Origin of the sequence: Streptomyces sp. NPDC001599, from assembly GCF_042893535.1 — a bacterium.
Lineage (GTDB): Bacteria > Actinomycetota > Actinomycetes > Streptomycetales > Streptomycetaceae > Streptomyces.
Genome location: NZ_JBIAVA010000001.1, coordinates 236,018 through 252,687 on the forward strand (window position 1 = coordinate 236,018; position 16,670 = coordinate 252,687).

15 protein-coding genes are annotated in these 16,670 nt (G+C 72.2%); 11 read left to right on the forward strand and 4 right to left on the reverse strand.

Annotated features, from left to right (window positions below; genetic code table 11):
- From ACFYZ3_RS01130 to ACFYZ3_RS01180, 11 genes are all read left to right on the forward strand, one after another.
- Positions 1 to 1,257, forward strand: a complete 1,257-nt coding sequence (locus ACFYZ3_RS01130; protein ID WP_388513057.1) for an MCE family protein — start codon at positions 1 to 3, stop codon at positions 1,255 to 1,257.
- Positions 1,254 to 2,318, forward strand: a complete 1,065-nt coding sequence (locus ACFYZ3_RS01135; protein WP_388513059.1) for an MCE family protein — start codon at positions 1,254 to 1,256, stop codon at positions 2,316 to 2,318. Before ACFYZ3_RS01130 ends, ACFYZ3_RS01135 begins: the two co-directional genes overlap by 4 nt.
- The gene (locus tag ACFYZ3_RS01140) at positions 2,315 to 3,370 is read left to right on the forward strand and encodes an MCE family protein (RefSeq protein ID WP_388513062.1); all 1,056 of its coding nucleotides are present in this window, start codon (positions 2,315 to 2,317) and stop codon (positions 3,368 to 3,370) included. Before ACFYZ3_RS01135 ends, ACFYZ3_RS01140 begins: the two co-directional genes overlap by 4 nt.
- The gene (locus ACFYZ3_RS01145; RefSeq protein ID WP_388513063.1) at positions 3,367 to 4,407 is read left to right on the forward strand and encodes an MCE family protein; all 1,041 of its coding nucleotides are present in this window, start codon (positions 3,367 to 3,369) and stop codon (positions 4,405 to 4,407) included. Before ACFYZ3_RS01140 ends, ACFYZ3_RS01145 begins: the two co-directional genes overlap by 4 nt.
- Positions 4,404 to 5,621 (forward strand): MCE family protein, encoded by a 1,218-nt coding sequence (locus ACFYZ3_RS01150; RefSeq protein WP_388513065.1) that lies wholly within the window; start codon positions 4,404 to 4,406, stop codon positions 5,619 to 5,621. Before ACFYZ3_RS01145 ends, ACFYZ3_RS01150 begins: the two co-directional genes overlap by 4 nt.
- Positions 5,618 to 6,901, forward strand: a complete 1,284-nt coding sequence (locus tag ACFYZ3_RS01155) for an MlaD family protein (protein WP_388513067.1) — start codon at positions 5,618 to 5,620, stop codon at positions 6,899 to 6,901. The genes ACFYZ3_RS01150 and ACFYZ3_RS01155 overlap by 4 nt, the downstream gene beginning before the upstream one ends.
- A complete protein-coding gene (locus tag ACFYZ3_RS01160; RefSeq protein ID WP_388513069.1) occupies positions 6,898 to 7,410 on the forward strand; it encodes a hypothetical protein in 513 nt (170 codons plus the stop codon). Before ACFYZ3_RS01155 ends, ACFYZ3_RS01160 begins: the two co-directional genes overlap by 4 nt.
- Complete coding sequence (locus ACFYZ3_RS01165) at positions 7,407 to 8,114, forward strand: hypothetical protein (protein ID WP_388513071.1); 708 nt, start codon at positions 7,407 to 7,409, stop codon at positions 8,112 to 8,114. Before ACFYZ3_RS01160 ends, ACFYZ3_RS01165 begins: the two co-directional genes overlap by 4 nt.
- Positions 8,115 to 8,140: 26 nt before the next feature.
- Positions 8,141 to 8,689: a nuclear transport factor 2 family protein gene (locus ACFYZ3_RS01170; protein WP_388513073.1), complete on the forward strand. Its 549-nt coding sequence runs from the start codon at positions 8,141 to 8,143 to the stop codon at positions 8,687 to 8,689.
- Positions 8,690 to 8,738: 49 nt separating this feature from the next.
- On the forward strand, positions 8,739 to 9,515 hold the full coding sequence (locus ACFYZ3_RS01175; protein WP_388513075.1) for a hypothetical protein: 777 nt from the start codon (positions 8,739 to 8,741) through the stop codon (positions 9,513 to 9,515).
- A 75-nt stretch (positions 9,516 to 9,590) separates the two neighbouring features.
- The gene (locus tag ACFYZ3_RS01180) at positions 9,591 to 10,853 is read left to right on the forward strand and encodes a lytic murein transglycosylase (protein ID WP_388513076.1); all 1,263 of its coding nucleotides are present in this window, start codon (positions 9,591 to 9,593) and stop codon (positions 10,851 to 10,853) included.
- A gap of 16 nt (positions 10,854 to 10,869) precedes the next feature.
- Here the strand turns inward: ACFYZ3_RS01180 and ACFYZ3_RS01185 are convergent, their stop codons facing one another.
- From ACFYZ3_RS01185 to mmsA, 4 genes are all read right to left on the reverse strand, one after another.
- Complete coding sequence (locus ACFYZ3_RS01185) at positions 10,870 to 12,522, reverse strand: pyridoxal phosphate-dependent aminotransferase (protein ID WP_388513078.1); 1,653 nt, start codon at positions 12,520 to 12,522, stop codon at positions 10,870 to 10,872.
- A 116-nt stretch (positions 12,523 to 12,638) separates the two neighbouring features.
- Positions 12,639 to 13,787 carry an aldose epimerase family protein gene (locus ACFYZ3_RS01190; protein ID WP_388513080.1) on the reverse strand — a complete coding sequence of 383 codons (1,149 nt, stop codon included), beginning with the start codon at positions 13,785 to 13,787 and terminating at the stop codon, positions 12,639 to 12,641.
- 67 nt (positions 13,788 to 13,854) lie between these two features.
- Complete coding sequence (mmsB, locus tag ACFYZ3_RS01195; RefSeq protein ID WP_388513082.1) at positions 13,855 to 15,099, reverse strand: multiple monosaccharide ABC transporter permease; 1,245 nt, start codon at positions 15,097 to 15,099, stop codon at positions 13,855 to 13,857.
- Positions 15,096 to 16,664 (reverse strand): multiple monosaccharide ABC transporter ATP-binding protein, encoded by a 1,569-nt coding sequence (gene mmsA / locus ACFYZ3_RS01200; RefSeq protein ID WP_388513084.1) that lies wholly within the window; start codon positions 16,662 to 16,664, stop codon positions 15,096 to 15,098. The genes mmsB and mmsA overlap by 4 nt, the downstream gene beginning before the upstream one ends.
- Positions 16,665 to 16,670 lie beyond the last annotated feature (6 nt).

Here is a 16,670-nt window from a genome sequence, read left to right on the forward strand (position 1 = left end):
ATGAGCCGACCGGAAGGACACACACTGCGCCGCCGGCTCGCCGGGGTCGTGTTCGTGCTGGTGCCCGCCCTGCTGATCTGGCTGGCCGTCGCCGTCTACGACAAGAAGTTCACCGACTCCGACCCCGTGGTCGTCGAGACCGGCAGCGCCGGCAACCAGATGCACCCCGGCGCCGAGGTGAAACTGCGCGGCGTCGTCGTCGGCGAGGTCCGCGCCATCGACGCCACCGGTGACGGCGCCCGGCTCACCCTCGCCATGAAGCCCGGCGCGCTGGACGACGTACCGTCCGACGTCCGCGCGCAGATGCTGCCCACCACCCTGTTCGGCGAGCGGTTCGTGGCCCTCGTACCGCCCGCGGACCCCTCGCCCGAGCCGCTGGCCGCCGGGGCCGTCGTCCCCCAGGACCGGTCCGCGAACGCCATCGAGCTCCAGCAGGTGCTCGACGACGTCCTGCCGATGCTCACCGCCGTCCAGCCGCAGAAGCTCTCCGCGACCCTGTCCGCCGTCTCGCAGGCCCTCGAAGGCCGCGGGGAGCGGCTCGGCGACACGCTCACCCTGCTGGACGAGCACCTGGCGGAGTTCAATCCCAACCTGCCCGCCCTCAACCGTGACCTCAAGGAACTCGTGAAGGTCAGCCATGTCTACGCGGACGCCGCGCCCGACATCATCACGGCGCTCACCGACTTCACCACCACCAGCGGCACCCTCGCCGAGCAGGAGGCGGAACTCGCCGCCACGCTCGGCGCCACCACCCGGACGGCCGAGGACGTGACGGCCTTCCTGCACAAGAACAAGGACAACATCATCCGGCTCGGCGACACCAGCCGCCCCACCCTGGAACTGCTCGCCGAGTACTCCCCGGCCTTCCCCTGCACCCTGCGCACCCTCGCCGAGTTCGTGCCGGCCATGGACAAGGCGCTCGGCAAGGGCACCGACCGGCCCGGCATCCACGTCGACGTCACCAGCGTCGCCTCGCGCGGCGCCTACCGGCCCGGCCGCGACACCCCGGTGTACGACTCCGGCGGCGGGCCCCGCTGCCCCTCCGTGCCCTATCTCGGCGCCCTGCCCCGGCCCACCGCACAGGCCGCCACCCCGGCGGCCGAGCAGGACCTCGGGCCCGCCAACTCCCCGCAGGAGAACGACCTCGTCAACGAACTCCTCGCCCCCGCCGCCGGGAAGAGCCCCGGTGACCTGCCCGACTGGAGCAGCCTGCTCGTCGGCCCCGTCTACCGCGGTACGGAGGTGACCCTCGGATGACCGGCGCCGACCACGCGCACACCCGGCGCCGTCCGCTGACCGGACCGCTGGTCAAGTCCCTCGTCTTCGTGGTGGTCACCGCCCTCGCCACCACCGTGCTCGGTCTGAGCGTCGCCGGCACCAGTGTCGACTCCGGCTCCGGCACCGGCACCTACAAGGCCCTGTTCACCGACGTCACCGGACTCGTCGACGGCGACAGCGTGCGGATCTCCGGGGTGACGGTCGGCGAGGTGACCGACGTACGCGTCGTCGACCGGCGCACCGCCCAGGTCACCTTCACCGTCCGCGACGACCGCAGGCTGCCCCGCTCGACCACCGCCGCGGTGAAGTACCTCAACATGGTCGGCCAGCGCTACGTCTCCCTCGGCCGCGGCAGCGGCGACCTCACCGGCACCCTCCCGGACGGCGGCACCGTCCCGCTGGAGCGCACCACGCCCGCGCTCGACCTGACCCTGCTCTTCAACGGCTTCAAGCCGCTGTTCGAGGGCCTCTCCCCGAAGGACGTCAACGAACTCGCCGGATCGATCGTGCAGGTGCTCCAGGGCGAGGGCGCCACCGTCGACAGCCTGATCCGCCACGTCGGCTCGCTCGGCACGACCGTCGCCGCCAAGGACAAGGTGATCGGCGAGGTCGTCGAGAACCTCACCACCGTCCTGGACACCCTCAACGACCGCGAGGACGGCTTCGACGACCTCGTGGTCACCCTCCAGAAGCTCGTCACCGGCTTCAACCAGGACCGCAAACCCCTCGGCGAGGCCGTCGCCGCCATGGGCGACCTGACCACCGTCACCGCGGGACTCCTCGAGGACGGACGCGCCCCCCTCAAGAAGGACATCCGCGAACTGGGCCGGCTCTCGGCGGGCCTCGGCGAGCACACCCCGCAGATCGAGGACTTCCTGGAGAAGAGCCCCGCCAAGATGACCGCCCTGGCCCGCCTGTCCTCCTACGGCTCGTGGTTCAACCTCTACCTCTGCGAGGCGCGCGTGAGCGGAGTGAGCACCTCCGACGGCTCGAAGCCGCCGACCGGCATCGCGATCACCGAATCGAGGTGCCGCGGATGACGCGCCCCCGCGGGAAGCCGCTGTTCAGGCCGGTCAAGGAGCGCAACCCCGTCGCCGTCGGCGTCGCCGGACTGCTCGTCCTCACCCTGGTCGCCCTCCTCGTCTACAACGTCGACCGGCTGCCGTTCGGCGGCGGCACCACCTACAGCGCCGACTTCTCCGAGTCCGCCGGTCTCGACGAGGGCGACGAGGTGCGCATCGCCGGCGTCAAGGTCGGCCAGGTCACCCAAGTCGCGCTCGACGGCGCCAAGGTCAAGGTCACCTTCGAGGTCGAGGACGCCTGGATCGGCGACCGGACGACCGCCGCCATCGCCATCAAGACCGTCCTCGGCGACAAGTACCTGGCGCTCGACCCGCTCGGCTCCGGCCGCCAGGACCCCGACGCCCGCATCCCGCTCGCCCGCACCACCTCCCCCTACGACGTGACGCAGGCCTTCCAGGACCTCAGCGGCACCGTCGACGACATCGACACCGGACGGCTCGCGGAGAGCTTCGAGACCATCTCCGACACCTTCAAGGACTCCCCGCCGCACGTGCGCAAGGCGGCCACCGGCCTGTCCGACCTGTCGAAGTCGATCTCGAAGCGCGACGCCAAGCTCTCCGAACTCCTCAAGGGCAGTGCCCGGTTCACCAAGACGCTGGAGAACAACAAGTCCAGTTTCGAGACCCTCATCGAGGACGGCGGCCCGCTGCTCGGCGAACTCCGCGACCGCCGCACCGCCATCAGCGCCCTGCTCAAGGGCAGCCAGGACCTCGGCACCGAACTCGGCGGCCTCGTCAAGGACAACGAGAAGCAGCTCGGCCCCACCCTGAAGGCGCTCGGCCGCGTCACCAGCGTCCTGGAGAAGAACAACACCCGGCTCGGCGAGACCCTCGCGCTGGTCGGCCCGTACTACCGCCTCGTCGGCAACACCCTGGGCAACGGCCGCTGGTTCGACAGCTACCTCTGCGGCGTCGTGCCCCGCGACTACCTGCCCGAGACCTCCCAGCCCGAGACCGGATGCCTGCCCCCGAAACAGTCGGCGGCGGCCCAGGGGAGCGGTGCGCGATGACCCGACGCCGAAAGATCCTCACCGGGGTGCTCGCCCTCGTGGTGCTCGCCGCCGGCGGCCTGGCCGCCGCCCGGGCCCTGGAAGCCGACGGCACCCGCGTCACCGCGTACTTCGACCGCGCCATCGGCGTCTACGCCGGGTCCGACCTGCGCATCCTCGGGGTGCGGGTCGGCGAGGTGGAGTCGGTGGATCCCGAGGGCACCAGGGTCCGCGTCGGCCTCCGCCTGGACGACGGGATCAAGGTCCCCAGGGACGCGCGGGCCGTCGTCGTCGCACCGAGCGTCGTCGCCGACCGCTACGTGCAGCTGACCCCCGCCTACCGAGAGGGCCCCGCCCTCGCCGACGGTGCCGTGCTGCCCGCCTCCCGCAACCACGTCCCCGTCGAGATCGACCAGATCTACGACTCCATCACCGAACTCGGCGAAGCCCTCGGCCCGGACGGCGCCAACTCCGACGGCGCCCTGTCCGAACTGCTGAAGACCGGCGCCGACAACCTCGACGGCAACGGCGAGGCCATCGGCGACAGCGTCGAGGAGTTCGGCAAGGCCGCCAAGACCCTCGACGGCAGCAGCGGCGACCTGTTCAGAACGCTCTCCAGCCTCCAGACCTTCACCACCATGCTGAAGAACAAGGACACCGACGTGCGCACCGCCCAGGAACGCCTGGACGAGGTCGTCAGCTTCTTCGCCGACAACAAGGACGACCTCACCGGCGCCCTGGAGGAACTCGGCAAGGCCCTCGGCCAGGTCAAGACCTTCATCGAGGACAACCGGGGCGAGCTGAAGGAGAACGTCGACCGGCTCGTCCCCCTCACCCGGACCCTGGTCGAGCAACGCGCCTCGCTCGCCGAGGCGCTGGACGTCGCACCGCTGGCCGCCGACAACGTCGTGAACGCCTACAACCCCGACACCCGCACCCTCGACGGCCGCGCCAACCTCAACGAGATCAGCAGCGGCGGCCCGCTGCTGCCGCTGCCCGTGGCCGGGACGGAGAAGACGGAGAAGACGAAGAAGACGGAGAAGGGGGAGGGGAGATGAAGCGCGCAACGCTCCCCAGGGGCCGGACGGCCGGACTCACCGCCGGCTCACTGGTCGCCGTCGGACTCGCCCTCGCCCTGACCGTCGGCGGGGTGAGCGTCGTACCGAGCGGCTTCGACGGCATCGAGGACCTGCCGCTGCCCGGCGGCGCCGACCTCGGCGACCACCCCTACACCGTCACCGCGGAACTCCAGGACGTGCTCAGCCTCGTCCCGCACTCCGCGGTACGGGTCAACGACGTCGCCGTCGGCCGGATCACCCGCATCGAACTCGGCGAGGACGACTGGTCGGCCCGCGTCACCATGGAGATCAACGGCGAGGTGCGGCTGCCGGCCGACGCCACCGCGCGGCTCGAACAGTCCAGCCTGCTGGGCGAGAAGTACGTCCAGCTCGTCGCGCCCGCCAAGGAGACCGGAACCGGCCGGCTGGCCGACGGGAGCGTCATCCCGCTCGCCCGCACCAGCCGCAACACCGAGGTCGAGGAGGTGTTCGGCGCGCTGTCCCTGCTCCTCAACGGCGGCGGCGTCAATCAGCTCAAGACCATCACCCGGGAGCTCAACGCCGCGCTCGGCGGCCGCGAACCCGAGGTCCGCTCGATGCTGAAACGGGTCAACACCCTGGTGGGCGACCTCGACGACCACCGCGGAGACATCACCGACGCCCTCGACGCCGTCAACCGGCTCTCCTCCACCCTCGCCACCCGCAAGGAAGACGTCGGCACCGTCCTCACCGACCTCTCGCCCGGGCTGAAGACGCTGGAGGAGCAGCGCGGGTCCCTGCTGACCATGCTGCGCTCCCTCGACACGCTGTCCGGCGTCGCCGTCTCCACCATCAACGCGAGCAAGGACGACATGATCGCCGACCTCAAGGCCGTCGCGCCGACGCTGAGGGCCCTGGCCGACGCGGGCACGGACCTGCCCGACTCGCTCCAGGTGCTGCTGACGTACCCGTTCACCGACGAGGTGCTGCGCGGGGTGAAGGGCGACTACCTCAACACCTACCTGAGCATGGTCGCCGTGCCCGGGACCGAGGTGATCCCGCCGCTGGTGGACGGGGGCACGCCCGGGCCGTCCCCGTCCACGACCCTGATGGAGGACGACGGGTCCGGCCCTGCCGCCAGGAAGCGGTCCCCGGGAAAGCCGGGCTCCGCCTCGCCGCTCCCGCTGCCGTCCGTGTCCGGGGCCGGACCGGCGTCCGGAGGTGAACACGGGTGATCACCCTCGCCGTACGGCTGAAGAACGTCGCCTTCCTCCTCATCGCCGTCCTCGCCCTCTCCTTCCTCGGCATCCGCTACGCCGACCTGGGCCGCTACGTGGGCGTCGCCGACTACTACACCGTGGACGTGCAACTCCCGCGCACCGGCGGACTGTTCACCCACTCCGACGTGACCTACCGGGGCGTCTCGGTGGGCCGCGTCGGCCCGATCGACCTCACCGCCGAGGGCGTCGTGGCCGAACTCCGCATCAAGAAGTCCGCGCCCCGCATCCCCGCCGACACCAAGGCCGTGGTCGCCGGGCTCTCCGCCGTCGGCGAGCAGTACATCGACCTGCGGCCCGAGAGCGACGGCTCCCCCTACCTCGCCGACGGCACCCGCATCGAACAGGCCGACACCGAGGTGCCCGCCCCCGTCACCGACGTCCTCACCAGCGTCGACGACCTCGTCGGCTCCGTCCCGCTGGAGGACCTGCGCACGGTCGTCGACGAGTTCGGCAAGGCCTTCGAAGGACACGGCGACGACCTCCAGGTGCTGCTCGACAGCGGCAGCGACTTCGTCGAGGCCGCCGACCGCGCCCTGCCGTCCACCACGCTGCTCATCAACGACGGCGAGACCGTCCTGCGCACCCAGGCCCAGGAGGCGCGGGCCATCCGCGACTTCGCCGTCGGCGCGAAGGACCTGGCCGCCGCCCTCAAGGGCTCCGACGCCGACCTGCGCCGCCTGCTCGCCGTCACCCCCGAGGCCGCCACCCAGGTCAGCGGGTTGCTGCGGGACCTCGACCCGAGCCTCGGCGTCGTCCTCGCCAACCTCCTGACCACCTCCGAGGTCGCCGTCACCCGGCAGCGCGGCATCGAGGAACTCCTCGTGAAGTACCCGGCGGCCGTCTCCGCCGGAGCCACCGCCGTCGACGGCGGCAAGCTGGACCTCGGCCTGGCCGTCACCTTCTTCAGCCCCCTGCCCTGCACCGACGGCTACGGCGGCACCCGCTACCGCAACGGTCTCGACCTCGGCACCGCGCCCGCCCTCAACACCGACGCCGCCTGCACCGCCCCGGCGTCGGGCGGGAAGAACGTACGCGGCTCGGCCAACGCCCCGAAGGGCGGCGCGGTCCCCGACCCGGCCACACCCGGCTCCCTGCCCTCGGGCAGCGGCCGGACCACCCCGGCGGGGGGCGGCTCCCCGGCGCTCCCCGGCGCGCTCGCCCTGCCGGGACAGAGCGGTGAGGCACCGGACGACCTGACGGACCTCCTCGCCCCGGCCGCCGGGGGTGCGCGATGAGGCGGCCCCGGATCCTCGCCGGAGCGGGGCTCGCGCTGGCCCTGGCCCTCTGCGGCACCGGCGCGTGGACGTACACGCAGGCCCGCACCGACGACGGGCTCGCGTACGGCCGGGAGCGGGACGAGGCGCTCGCCGACGGGCGCGAGGGCATCGCCGTACTCACCACGCTCGACGCCACCACCCGGCAGCGGGCGGAGCGGAGCATCCGGGACTGGCGTGCCGTCTCCACCGGGCCGTTGCGCAAGGAACTCGGCGCCACCGAGGCGGCGGCCGGGACCTCGGCGCGCGGCACCGTCACCGAGGCCGCCGTCACCGCACTCGACACGCGGTCGGGCACGGCCAAGCTCATCGCCACCGTGCGCGTCGAGGTCACCCCCGGCGGGGCGAAGAAGCCGTCCACCGACCGCAAGCGCCTGGAGGCGGTCCTGGCCCGCACGGGCGAGGGGGAGTGGAAGGTGCGGGCACTGAGCGCCGTACCCGTGGCGGAGGAGAGGGGCGAGGAGCGATGACACCGACGTGGTTGCTGGGCAGGTCCGCTCCGCCGGAGCCCGGCCCCGAGACGGACCCGGACACGGGCTCGGCACCGGACACCGGCCCCGTGGACGCGCCCGCCGAGACCGCCGAGACCGCCGAGACCGCCGGGGACGCCGGGGACGCCGGGGACGCGGCGGCCGAGAAGCGCGGGCGCAACGGGCGCCTGCGGAGGGCGGCGCTGGCCGGGACCGCCGCGGTCCTCGTCCTCGGCGGCTGCGGATTCTTCTACGCGGCCCACCAGCTGCGCTCCGCGGCACCCGCCCGGAACCAGGCGCTCACCGACACCGAGGCCACCTCCCGCGTCGCGGGCGAGGTCGGCAACGCCCTCGCCCGGATCTTCTCCTACACCCCGGACGGCACCGCGGCCGCCGAACGCTCCGCGAGCACCGTCCTCGACGGCCGCGCCGCCCGCCAGTACGAGACCCTCTTCGCCCGGGTCCGCGACGACCTCACCGAGCAGCGCGTCACCCTGAGCACCCGGGCCGTGCGCACCGGAGTGATCGAACTCGACGGGGACAGGGCCCGCCTGCTGGTCTTCCTCGACCAGACCTCCCACCGAGACAAGGGCAAGGGCAAGGACGAGGGTGACGCCGGGGCCACCACCGCCGCGGCCCAGCTCACCGTCACCGCACGGCTCGACGACGACCGTTGGCGGATCGTCGACATCAAGGCCCGCTGACCATGCGCGGGAGACTGGAGCACCCCATGAAACGCGCGGTCCGCCTCCTCGGCGTCGGTCGCTCCCGGCCGCTGCCCGCCCTGGCCCTCGTCCTCACCCTCGTCGCGGGCGGCTTCGCCGCCTGGGCCGGTCAGGACTGGTACCGGGCGGCCCACGACGAGCGTGCCGCGTACGCCGCACAGCGGGACGCGGCACTCTCCGCCGGGGAGCAGGCCGTGCAGAACCTGAACACGCTCGACCACCGCGAGCTGAACCGCGGCCTGGACCTGTGGGAGTCGTCGACCACCGGCGAGCTGCACGACCAACTCGCCTCCGGGCGCGACGAGTTCGCCGCCCAGGTGAAGGAGGCGAAGACGGTCAGCACCGCCCGGGTGCTGTCCGGCGCCGTCACCGAACTCGACGACCGCGCCGGACGGGCCCGGGTGCTGGTCGCCCTGCGCGTCACCGTCAGGGCGGCCGACGGAGCGAAGACCGACAAGGACAGCCGCATGCTCGGCGAACTCACCCGGACCGACGGCCGGTGGAAGCTGAGCGCCCTGGGCCAGGCGCCCGTCGGCGGGACGTCGACCGGCTGAGCCGGTCCCGTACCGCGAGAGCCGGCCGCAGCGAGGAGGACACCGCACCATGTCGACGACCCGTCACCACATCAACCGCCAGCGCCGCCGCCAGGCCCGCGAGACCCGGCCCGCCGCCCCCGCCGCCCCTGCCGCGCGCCCGGAACGCCCGCCGGTCCGGACCGGCGGGCGCGGCGCCACGGCCGTCCTGACGCCCGCGGACGCCGTCACCGCCGACCCGCCCGCGGCCGGGGACGAGAAGGCCACCCCGCCCCGGTCGCGGCGCCCCGCGGTCCTCGCGCTGCTCTGCGCGCTGACCATCCTCCTCGGCGGCTTCGCGGGCTGGGCGCACGCGGAGGCCGAGGGGCTCAGGTCCGAACCCGCCCGCGGCAACACCGCACTGACCGACCTCGCCCGTACCAGCGAGATCAAGGGCCAGGCGGCCAAGGCCGTCGACCGCCTCTTCTCCTACGACCACGCCGACCCCGGCGCCCTCGACAAGGCGGCGCGGGACCTCCTGACGGGCAAGGCCGTCGACCAGCACCGCGACCTGCTCGCCGACGTCCGCGCGCGTGCCGACGAGCAGAAGGCGGTGATCACCACGACGGTCACCGAGAGCGCGGTCGAACGCATCGACGGCGACCGGGCCCGGGTCCTCGTCTACGCCGACCAGAGCAGCGTCGCCACCACCGGCAAGAAGACCGCGACGGACGACAAGGGCAAGGCCGGAGAGGACGACTCCGCCGCCCGGGACGAGGGCGTGTACGCGGCGGCCATGCTCGCCGTCGACGTCGTGCACCGCGACGGACGCTGGCTGGTCTCCGCCCTCGACACCTTCGGCCGCTGAACCGCCCGGCCGGCCGCACCCCCGCCCCGCATCACCTTGCCCGCACCACCTCCGGATCCGACAGGAGTGACGACCATGTCCGTACGCCGTGCCCGACGCCTGTACTCCGGCCGGGCCCGCAAGGGACTGCGCACGACCGCGCTCGCGGTGGCGGCCATGGCGGCCCTCACCGCCTCCCAGGCCCCCGGCCTCACCCGGGACGCCGAGGACAGCCACGCGGGGCCGGCCGCCGACGAACTGGGCCTGCCGACGGCGGACGGCCCGTTCGCCGCGCTCGCGCCACCGGGCGACGGCTCCTACCACACCGAACTCCCGCCGCTGAGGACGCGGAAGGGCGGACCTGTCCCGCCCGCACTCGGACCGGAGATCCGCGCCCAGTCCGGCATCCCGGCCACCGTGCTGCGGGCCTACCGCGCCGCCGAGACGGCCGTCGGCAGGACGGACCCCGGCTGCCGGCTGCCCTGGGAACTGCTCGCGGCGATCGGCAAGGTCGAGTCCGGACAGGCACGCGGGGGCGCGGTCGACGGCAACGGCACGACCCTGCGCCGCATCACCGGGCCGCCCCTCGACGGCCGGGGCTTCGCCCTGATCCGGGACACCGACGGCGGCGCCCACGACGGCGACACGGTCTACGACCGGGCGGTGGGCCCGATGCAGTTCCTGCCGTCGACCTGGGCCCGCTGGGGCGCGGACGGCAACGGCGACGGCCGCGCCGACCCGGACAACATCTTCGACGCGGCGCTGGCGGCCGGACACTACCTGTGCGCCGGCGACCGGGACCTGGGCCGGGCGGCGGACCTGGACCGGGCGGTCCTCAGCTACAACAACTCCCGCACCTATCTGCGCCTGGTCAGGTACTGGCTGGAGTTCTACAGCCGCGGCGTCCACCCCGTCCCCGACGGCAAGGGCGTCGTCCCGAAGAGTCCCGGCGCGGGCGGCGACACCCCGGCGACCGAGCCGGTCGACCGCGAGGGCGGCGGGGGCCGTGGGGACGGCGGTGGCGGCGGGGACGGCGGCATCGTCATCGGCCCGGACCCGGGCACCACGCCGGGCAGCCCAGGGCCGTCCACCCCGACGGTGCCGTCGCCGAGCCAGGACCCCTCCCAGCCACCCACCGACACCCCCACCGAAACGCCCACCGGGTCCCCCAGCGGGACCCCCACCGACACCCCCGCTCCCTCGCCGGACCCGACCGGGCCGAGCCCTTCGCCCACTCCCACGGACGACTGCTCCGCGGAACCGGCAACCGCGTCCCCCGACCCCACGGCCTCCCCGACGGACGCACCCTGCCCGAGCCCGTCGGACACCGCGCCGACGCCGGACACTCCGGCCGGGTAGGGGCGGCCGCCGGGGGTCAGCCCGCCTGGCCCATCCCGGCCGCGTTCGGCCAGCCCGTCGCCGGGACCGACTCCAGGCCGTTGGTGCCCCTGACCTGGGCGGCCGTGAGACCGCCGCGGGCCGGGACGCCGGGCGGGGTGGGCCCGAACGGCGGTGGGTACGCGGCGGCCGGTGCCGGTGCCGGTGCGGGCGCGGGTGCGGGCGCCGGAGCCGGCAGGGGCTGCGGGGCCGGTGCCGGGTGGGGGACCGGCACCGGCCCGGGATACGGCACCGGCTGGGGGCCCGGCACCGGCTGGGGCACCGGCGCGGGGCCGGGCACGGCGGCCGCCGCCGGAGCCACCGGCACCGCCGCGGGGAGCGGCATGCCGGTGCCGGTGCCGGCGGCGGGGGCCGGAGCGGCGGCGAGCCCCGGGGCACCGGCACCGGCGGTCCGGGCGGTGATCGCGCGCATGCCGGAGCCGTTGGTCTCGTACATCAGGCGGTCCACCGCCGCCGTGCCCGAGCTGTAGCCGGTCCCGGTGGCCGGCCCGGGCACGGCGGCTCCCCTCCCGGCCCCGTAGAGCACCTGTTCCAGGCCGGACACCAGGCGACGCACGTCGGCCTGGGGGCGCACCACGAGACGCAGGAAGCGGCTGGACGAACCGATCTTGTTGCCGCACTCCCGGACCAGCACCCGGTGCTCGGTGAGCATGCGGTCGCGCACGGCGGTGCCCTCCGCGCCCACGGGGAGGCGGACGAAGAGGAAGTTGCCCTGGGAGGGATAGACGGTCAGGCCGGGCAGCGCGGACAGCTGGGCCGCCATCTCCAGGCGGTCGCGGCGCACCTGGTGCAGACTCCGCGCGTACTCGGGACCGTGGTCGCGCAGCATGAACACCACATGCTCGGCGAAGGAGTTGAGGTTCCACTTGGGGAGCATGGCGCGCACCCGGCCGGCGAGCGCCGGGTTGGCGACCAGGTAGCCGAAGCGGATGCCGTGCAGCCCGAAGTTCTTGCCGAGGCTGCGCAGCACGACGACGTTGGGGCGCAGCATCGCCTCCTGGACCACGCTGGGTTCGGCCTCCGCGTCGGCGAACTCCAGGAAGGACTCGTCGATCACCACCAGGTCCCGGTCGGCCATCGCGTCCATGAACTGCACCAGCGCCTGCTTGTGCAGATAGCCGCCGTCGGGGTTGTTGGGGTTGCAGACGACCACGGCCCGGGTGCCCCGGGCGCGGACGAACTCGCCGTACCGGGCGAGGTCGAGCGCGAAGCCGCCGGCCTCCTGGAGCGGGAACATGTCGACCCGCTTGCCGGTCTCCATGGGCTGGTCGGTCCAGCGGCCGAAGGTGGGGACGGGGACGGCGAGGGACTCCCGGACCAGCAGGTGGTCGATCCAGGTGATCAGCTCCGTGGAGCCGTTGCCCATCGCCACGCACTGCGGCGGGAGCTGGAGCAGACTGCACAGTTCGGCGGTGATGGTGTCGGCGCTGCTCGGGTAGTACGTGACGATGTCGCGCAGCCGGCCGGCCATCTCCTCGAACATCGCCGGGGTGGGGAAGTACGGGTTGCAGGGGATGCAGAAGTCCACCGGACCGGCCCCCGCCGCCTCGCCGCTCTCCCGCGCCAGCGCCGCCATCGAGGGGCTGTGCGCCGCGGTGCTGCGGAACAACGAGGTGACGTTGCCGGACAAGTGGACCTCCGTAAGTGGGCGGCCCGTGCGGGGGACACGGGCCGCCCCTCTATACGGAGACGGACGGGGCACCGTTCAACGGGTGTGAAGAAAGTGTGCCCGCGACCGGTCGTCGGCTACGCGTCGAACGAGTGGACCGTCGACGTCCGGTACGTCTCGCCGGGCCGCAGCACCGTCGACGGGAACGACGGCTGGTTCGGCGAGTCCGGGAAGTGCTGCGTCTCCAGGCACAGGGCGTCGCCCTGGCGGTAGAGGGAGCCGCCGGTGCCGGTGAGGGTGCCGTCGAGGAAGTTGCCCGAGTAGAACTGGAGCCCGGGCTGGTCGGTGGCGATGCGCAGGGTGCGGCCGGAGGCGTTCTCGCGCAGGGTGGCGATGTGCTCGGGGCGGTCGGTGATGCCCTTGTCGAGCACCCAGTTGTGGTCGAAGCCCTTGGCGGTGACCAGCTGCGGGTGGGCGTCCCGGATGTCCCGGCCGATCGGCTTTCCCCGGCGGAAGTCGAAGGGGGTGCCGGACACCCGGGCCAGCTCTCCGGTGGGGATCAGACCCGCGTCGGTGGGCGTGAAGCGGGAGGCGGCGATCGACAGCTCGTGGTCCTCGATCGTGCCGCTGCCCTCGCCGGCCAGGTTCCAGTAGACGTGGCTGGTGAGGTTGACGACGGTGGCCTTGTCGGTGGTGGCCTCGTAGTCGATGCGCCAGTCGCCGCGCCGGGTGAGGGTGTACGTCACCTTCGCCCTGAGCGTGCCCGGGTAGCCCATCTCCCCGTCGACGCTGGTGTAGTGCAGCACCAGGCCGGTGTCGGAGCCCGCGGTGAACGGCTCGACGTCCCACACCCGGTAGTCGAAGCCGAGGGCGCCGCCGTGCAGGGAGTTCTCGCCGTCGTTGACGGAGAGCTGGTACTCCTTGCCGTCCAGGGTGAAGCGGCCCTTGGCGATGCGGTTGCCGTAGCGCCCGATCAGGGCGCCGAAGTGCGGGCTGCGGGCGACGTAGTCCTCGATGTTGTCGAAGCCCAGCGAGACGTTCGCGTAGCGGCCCCGGCGGTCCGGGATCTCCAGGGACTGCACGACGCCGCCGTACGACAGCACCTTCATGCGCGTGCCGCCGTTCTCCAGCGACCAGCGGTACACCTTCGTCCCGTCGGCCAGCTTGCCGAAGAGCTCCTTCACCGGTTTCCTGCCTCCCGAGGCGTGCGCCGTGCCGCCGACCGCGGTGGCGGCCACACCGGCCGCTGCCGCCGACGCGATGACCGTTCGTCTGCTCAGTTCCATACGTGCGGCTCCTGTACTTCCGTGAGAAGAAGCGGGCCCCGCCGTGAGTGGCGGGGCCCGAGATCCGTTACGAACCCACCCTGCGCTTGTTCCACACGTCGAACCCGACCGCCGCCAGCAGCACCGCGCCCTTGATGACCTGCTGCCAGTCGGTGCCGATGCCGACGAGGTTCATGCCGTTGTTCAGCACGCCCAGGACCAGGCCGCCGATGATCGCGCCGAGGACCGTGCCGACGCCGCCGCTCATCGACGCGCCGCCGATGAACGAGGCGGCGATGGCCTCCAGCTCGAAGTTGAGGCCCGCCTTGGGCGAGGCCGCGTTGAAGCGGGCGGCGAAGACCAGACCCGCCAGGGCCGCGAGCATGCCCATGTTCAGGAAGACCAGGAAGGTGACCTTCTTGTCCTTCACGCCCGACAGCTTGGCCGCGGGCAGGTTGCCGCCGATGGCGTAGATGTGGCGGCCGATGATCGCATTGCGCATCAGATAGCCGAAGCCGACCACCAGCACGCCCAGGATGAGCAGCACGATCGGGGCGCCCTTGTAGCTGGCCAGCAGCAGCGTGACCACGAGGACGGCGGCGATCAGCGCGACCAGCTTGAGCAGGAACAGGTTGAGCGGCGGCACCTCGAGGGCGAACTCCTGCTGCCGCTTGCGGTCGCGGACCTCCTGGTAGACCACGAAGGCGATCAGGGCGAAGCCCAGCAGCAGGGTGAGGTTGTGGTAGTTGGTGTTCGGGCCGACCTCCGGCAGGAAGCCGTTGGCGATCTTCTGCAGGTCCTTGGGGAAGGGGCCGAGGGTCTGGCCCTTGAGGAAGATCTCCGTCAGACCGCGGAAGAGCAGCATGCCCGCGAGGGTCACGATGAACGACGGTATGCCGAGATAGGCGATGAAGAAGCCCTGCACGGCGCCGGCGGCGGCGCCGATGGCCAGGCAGAGGATCACCGCCACCGGCCAGGGCAGGTCGTGGTTGACCATCAGGACGGCGGCCGTCGCGCCGACGAAGGCGGTCAGTGAACCCACCGACAGGTCGATGTGGCCCGCGATGATGACGAGCATCATGCCGATCGCGAGGATCAGGATGTAGCTGTTCTGGAGCACCAGGTTGGAGACGTTGCGCGGCAGCAGCAGGTCGCCGTCCGACCACACCGCGAACAGCACCACGATCAGGCCGAGGGCCATCAGCATGCCGTACTGGCGCATGTTGCGGCGCATGCCGTCGAGCATCAGCTGCAGCAGGCCGCCGCCGGAGGCGGCACCCTCTCTGCCGGGCGGCGCCGGTGCCGGGGTCTTGGCGGTCACGTCCGTGCTCATCGGCTTACCTCTTCGTCCTTCTGGTCCATCTTGTCCTTCGTCATCTGCCGCATCAGCGCCTCCTGCGAGGCCTCGGCCCGCGAGAACTCACCCGTCAGCCGTCCCGCGGCCATCGTGTAGATGCGGTCGCACATGCCGAGCAGCTCCGGCAGCTCGGAGGAGATGAACACGACCGCCTTGCCCTCGGCCGCCAGGCGGTCGATGACCGTGTAGATCTCGTACTTGGCGCCCACGTCGATGCCGCGCGTGGGTTCGTCCAGGATCAGCACCTCGGGACCCGCGAAGATCCACTTGCTGAGGACGACCTTCTGCTGGTTGCCGCCGGACAGCTTGCCGACCGGCTCGAAGACCGTCGGCGCCTTGATGTTCATCGACTTGCGGTAGTCCTCGGCGACCTGCCGCTCACCGTGCTCGTCGACCACGCCCCGCTTGGAGACCTTGCCCAGCGCGGTCAGCGAGATGTTCCGGTTGATGGTGTCGATGAGGTTGAGGCCGTAGTGCTTGCGGTCCTCGGTGACGTACGCGATCCCGTGCCCGACCGCCTCCGGGACGGTCTTCGTGCGGATCTCCCTGCCGTCCCGGAGGACCGTGCCGCCCGCGTGCCGGCCGTAGGTGCGGCCGAAGACGCTCATCGCCAGTTCGGTGCGCCCGGCGCCCATGAGCCCGGCGATGCCGACGATCTCGCCGCGCCGCACCTCGATCGAGACGTCGTCGACGACCTTGCGCTGCTGGTCGATGGGGTGGTGCACGGTCCAGTTGCGGATCTCCAGGGCCGGGGCCGTGCCCTCCTCGGGCTGGTGCGGGGTCCGGTCCGGGAAGCGGTTCTCCAGGTCGCGGCCGACCATCCCGCTGATGATCCGGTCCTCGGTGGTCTCCGCCGCCTTCACGTCGAGCGTCTCGATGGAGCGCCCGTCGCGGATGATCGTGACCGAGTCGGCGACCCGGCGGATCTCGTTCAGCTTGTGCGAGATGATGATCGAGGTGATGCCCTGATCCTTCAACTGAAGGATCAGGTCGAGGAGTTTGCCGCTGTCCTCGTCGTTGAGTGCCGCCGTCGGCTCGTCGAGGATGAGCAGCTTCACCTTCTTCGACAGCGCCTTGGCGATCTCCACCAGCTGCTGCTTGCCCACGCCGATGTCGGCGACGCGGGTCTCCGGGTGCTCGTCGAGACCGACCCGGCGCAGCAGTTCGGTGGCGTGCCTGAGGGTGTCGTTCCAGTTGATCAGTCCGCGCTTGGCGTGCTCGTTGCCGAGGAAGATGTTCTCCGCGATCGACAGGTACGGCACCAGGGCCAGCTCCTGGTGGATGATCACGATGCCGTGCTGCTCGCTCGCCCGGATGTCCTTGAACCGGCAGGTCTCGCCCTCGAAGAGGACGTCCCCCTCGTAACTGCCGTGCGGATGGACTCCGGAGAGCACCTTCATCAGGGTGGACTTTCCGGCGCCGTTCTCCCCGCAGATGGCGTGGACCTCGCCCTGGCGAACGGTGAGCGTGACGTCCGACAGCGCTTTGACACCGGGAAAGGTCTTGACGATCGAGCGCATTTCCAGGACGGGTCCCGCCATGGTCGT

Excerpts from the sequence above, each read along its gene's own strand:
- mmsA (WP_388513084.1), bottom strand. The coding sequence starts at position 16,664 with ATGGCGGGACCCGTCCTGGAAATGCGCTCGATCGTCAAGACCTTTCCC.
- ACFYZ3_RS01130 (WP_388513057.1), top strand. The coding sequence starts at position 1 with ATGAGCCGACCGGAAGGACACACACTGCGCCGCCGGCTCGCCGGGGTC.
- ACFYZ3_RS01165 (WP_388513071.1), top strand. The coding sequence starts at position 7,407 with ATGACACCGACGTGGTTGCTGGGCAGGTCCGCTCCGCCGGAGCCCGGC.
- ACFYZ3_RS01145 (WP_388513063.1), top strand. The coding sequence starts at position 3,367 with ATGACCCGACGCCGAAAGATCCTCACCGGGGTGCTCGCCCTCGTGGTG.
- ACFYZ3_RS01160 (WP_388513069.1), top strand. The coding sequence starts at position 6,898 with ATGAGGCGGCCCCGGATCCTCGCCGGAGCGGGGCTCGCGCTGGCCCTG.
- mmsB (WP_388513082.1), bottom strand. The coding sequence starts at position 15,099 with ATGAGCACGGACGTGACCGCCAAGACCCCGGCACCGGCGCCGCCCGGC.
- ACFYZ3_RS01175 (WP_388513075.1), top strand. The coding sequence starts at position 8,739 with ATGTCGACGACCCGTCACCACATCAACCGCCAGCGCCGCCGCCAGGCC.
- ACFYZ3_RS01140 (WP_388513062.1), top strand. The coding sequence starts at position 2,315 with ATGACGCGCCCCCGCGGGAAGCCGCTGTTCAGGCCGGTCAAGGAGCGC.
- ACFYZ3_RS01135 (WP_388513059.1), top strand. The coding sequence starts at position 1,254 with ATGACCGGCGCCGACCACGCGCACACCCGGCGCCGTCCGCTGACCGGA.
- ACFYZ3_RS01170 (WP_388513073.1), top strand. The coding sequence starts at position 8,141 with ATGAAACGCGCGGTCCGCCTCCTCGGCGTCGGTCGCTCCCGGCCGCTG.
- ACFYZ3_RS01150 (WP_388513065.1), top strand. The coding sequence starts at position 4,404 with ATGAAGCGCGCAACGCTCCCCAGGGGCCGGACGGCCGGACTCACCGCC.
- ACFYZ3_RS01190 (WP_388513080.1), bottom strand. The coding sequence starts at position 13,787 with ATGGAACTGAGCAGACGAACGGTCATCGCGTCGGCGGCAGCGGCCGGT.
- ACFYZ3_RS01180 (WP_388513076.1), top strand. The coding sequence starts at position 9,591 with ATGTCCGTACGCCGTGCCCGACGCCTGTACTCCGGCCGGGCCCGCAAG.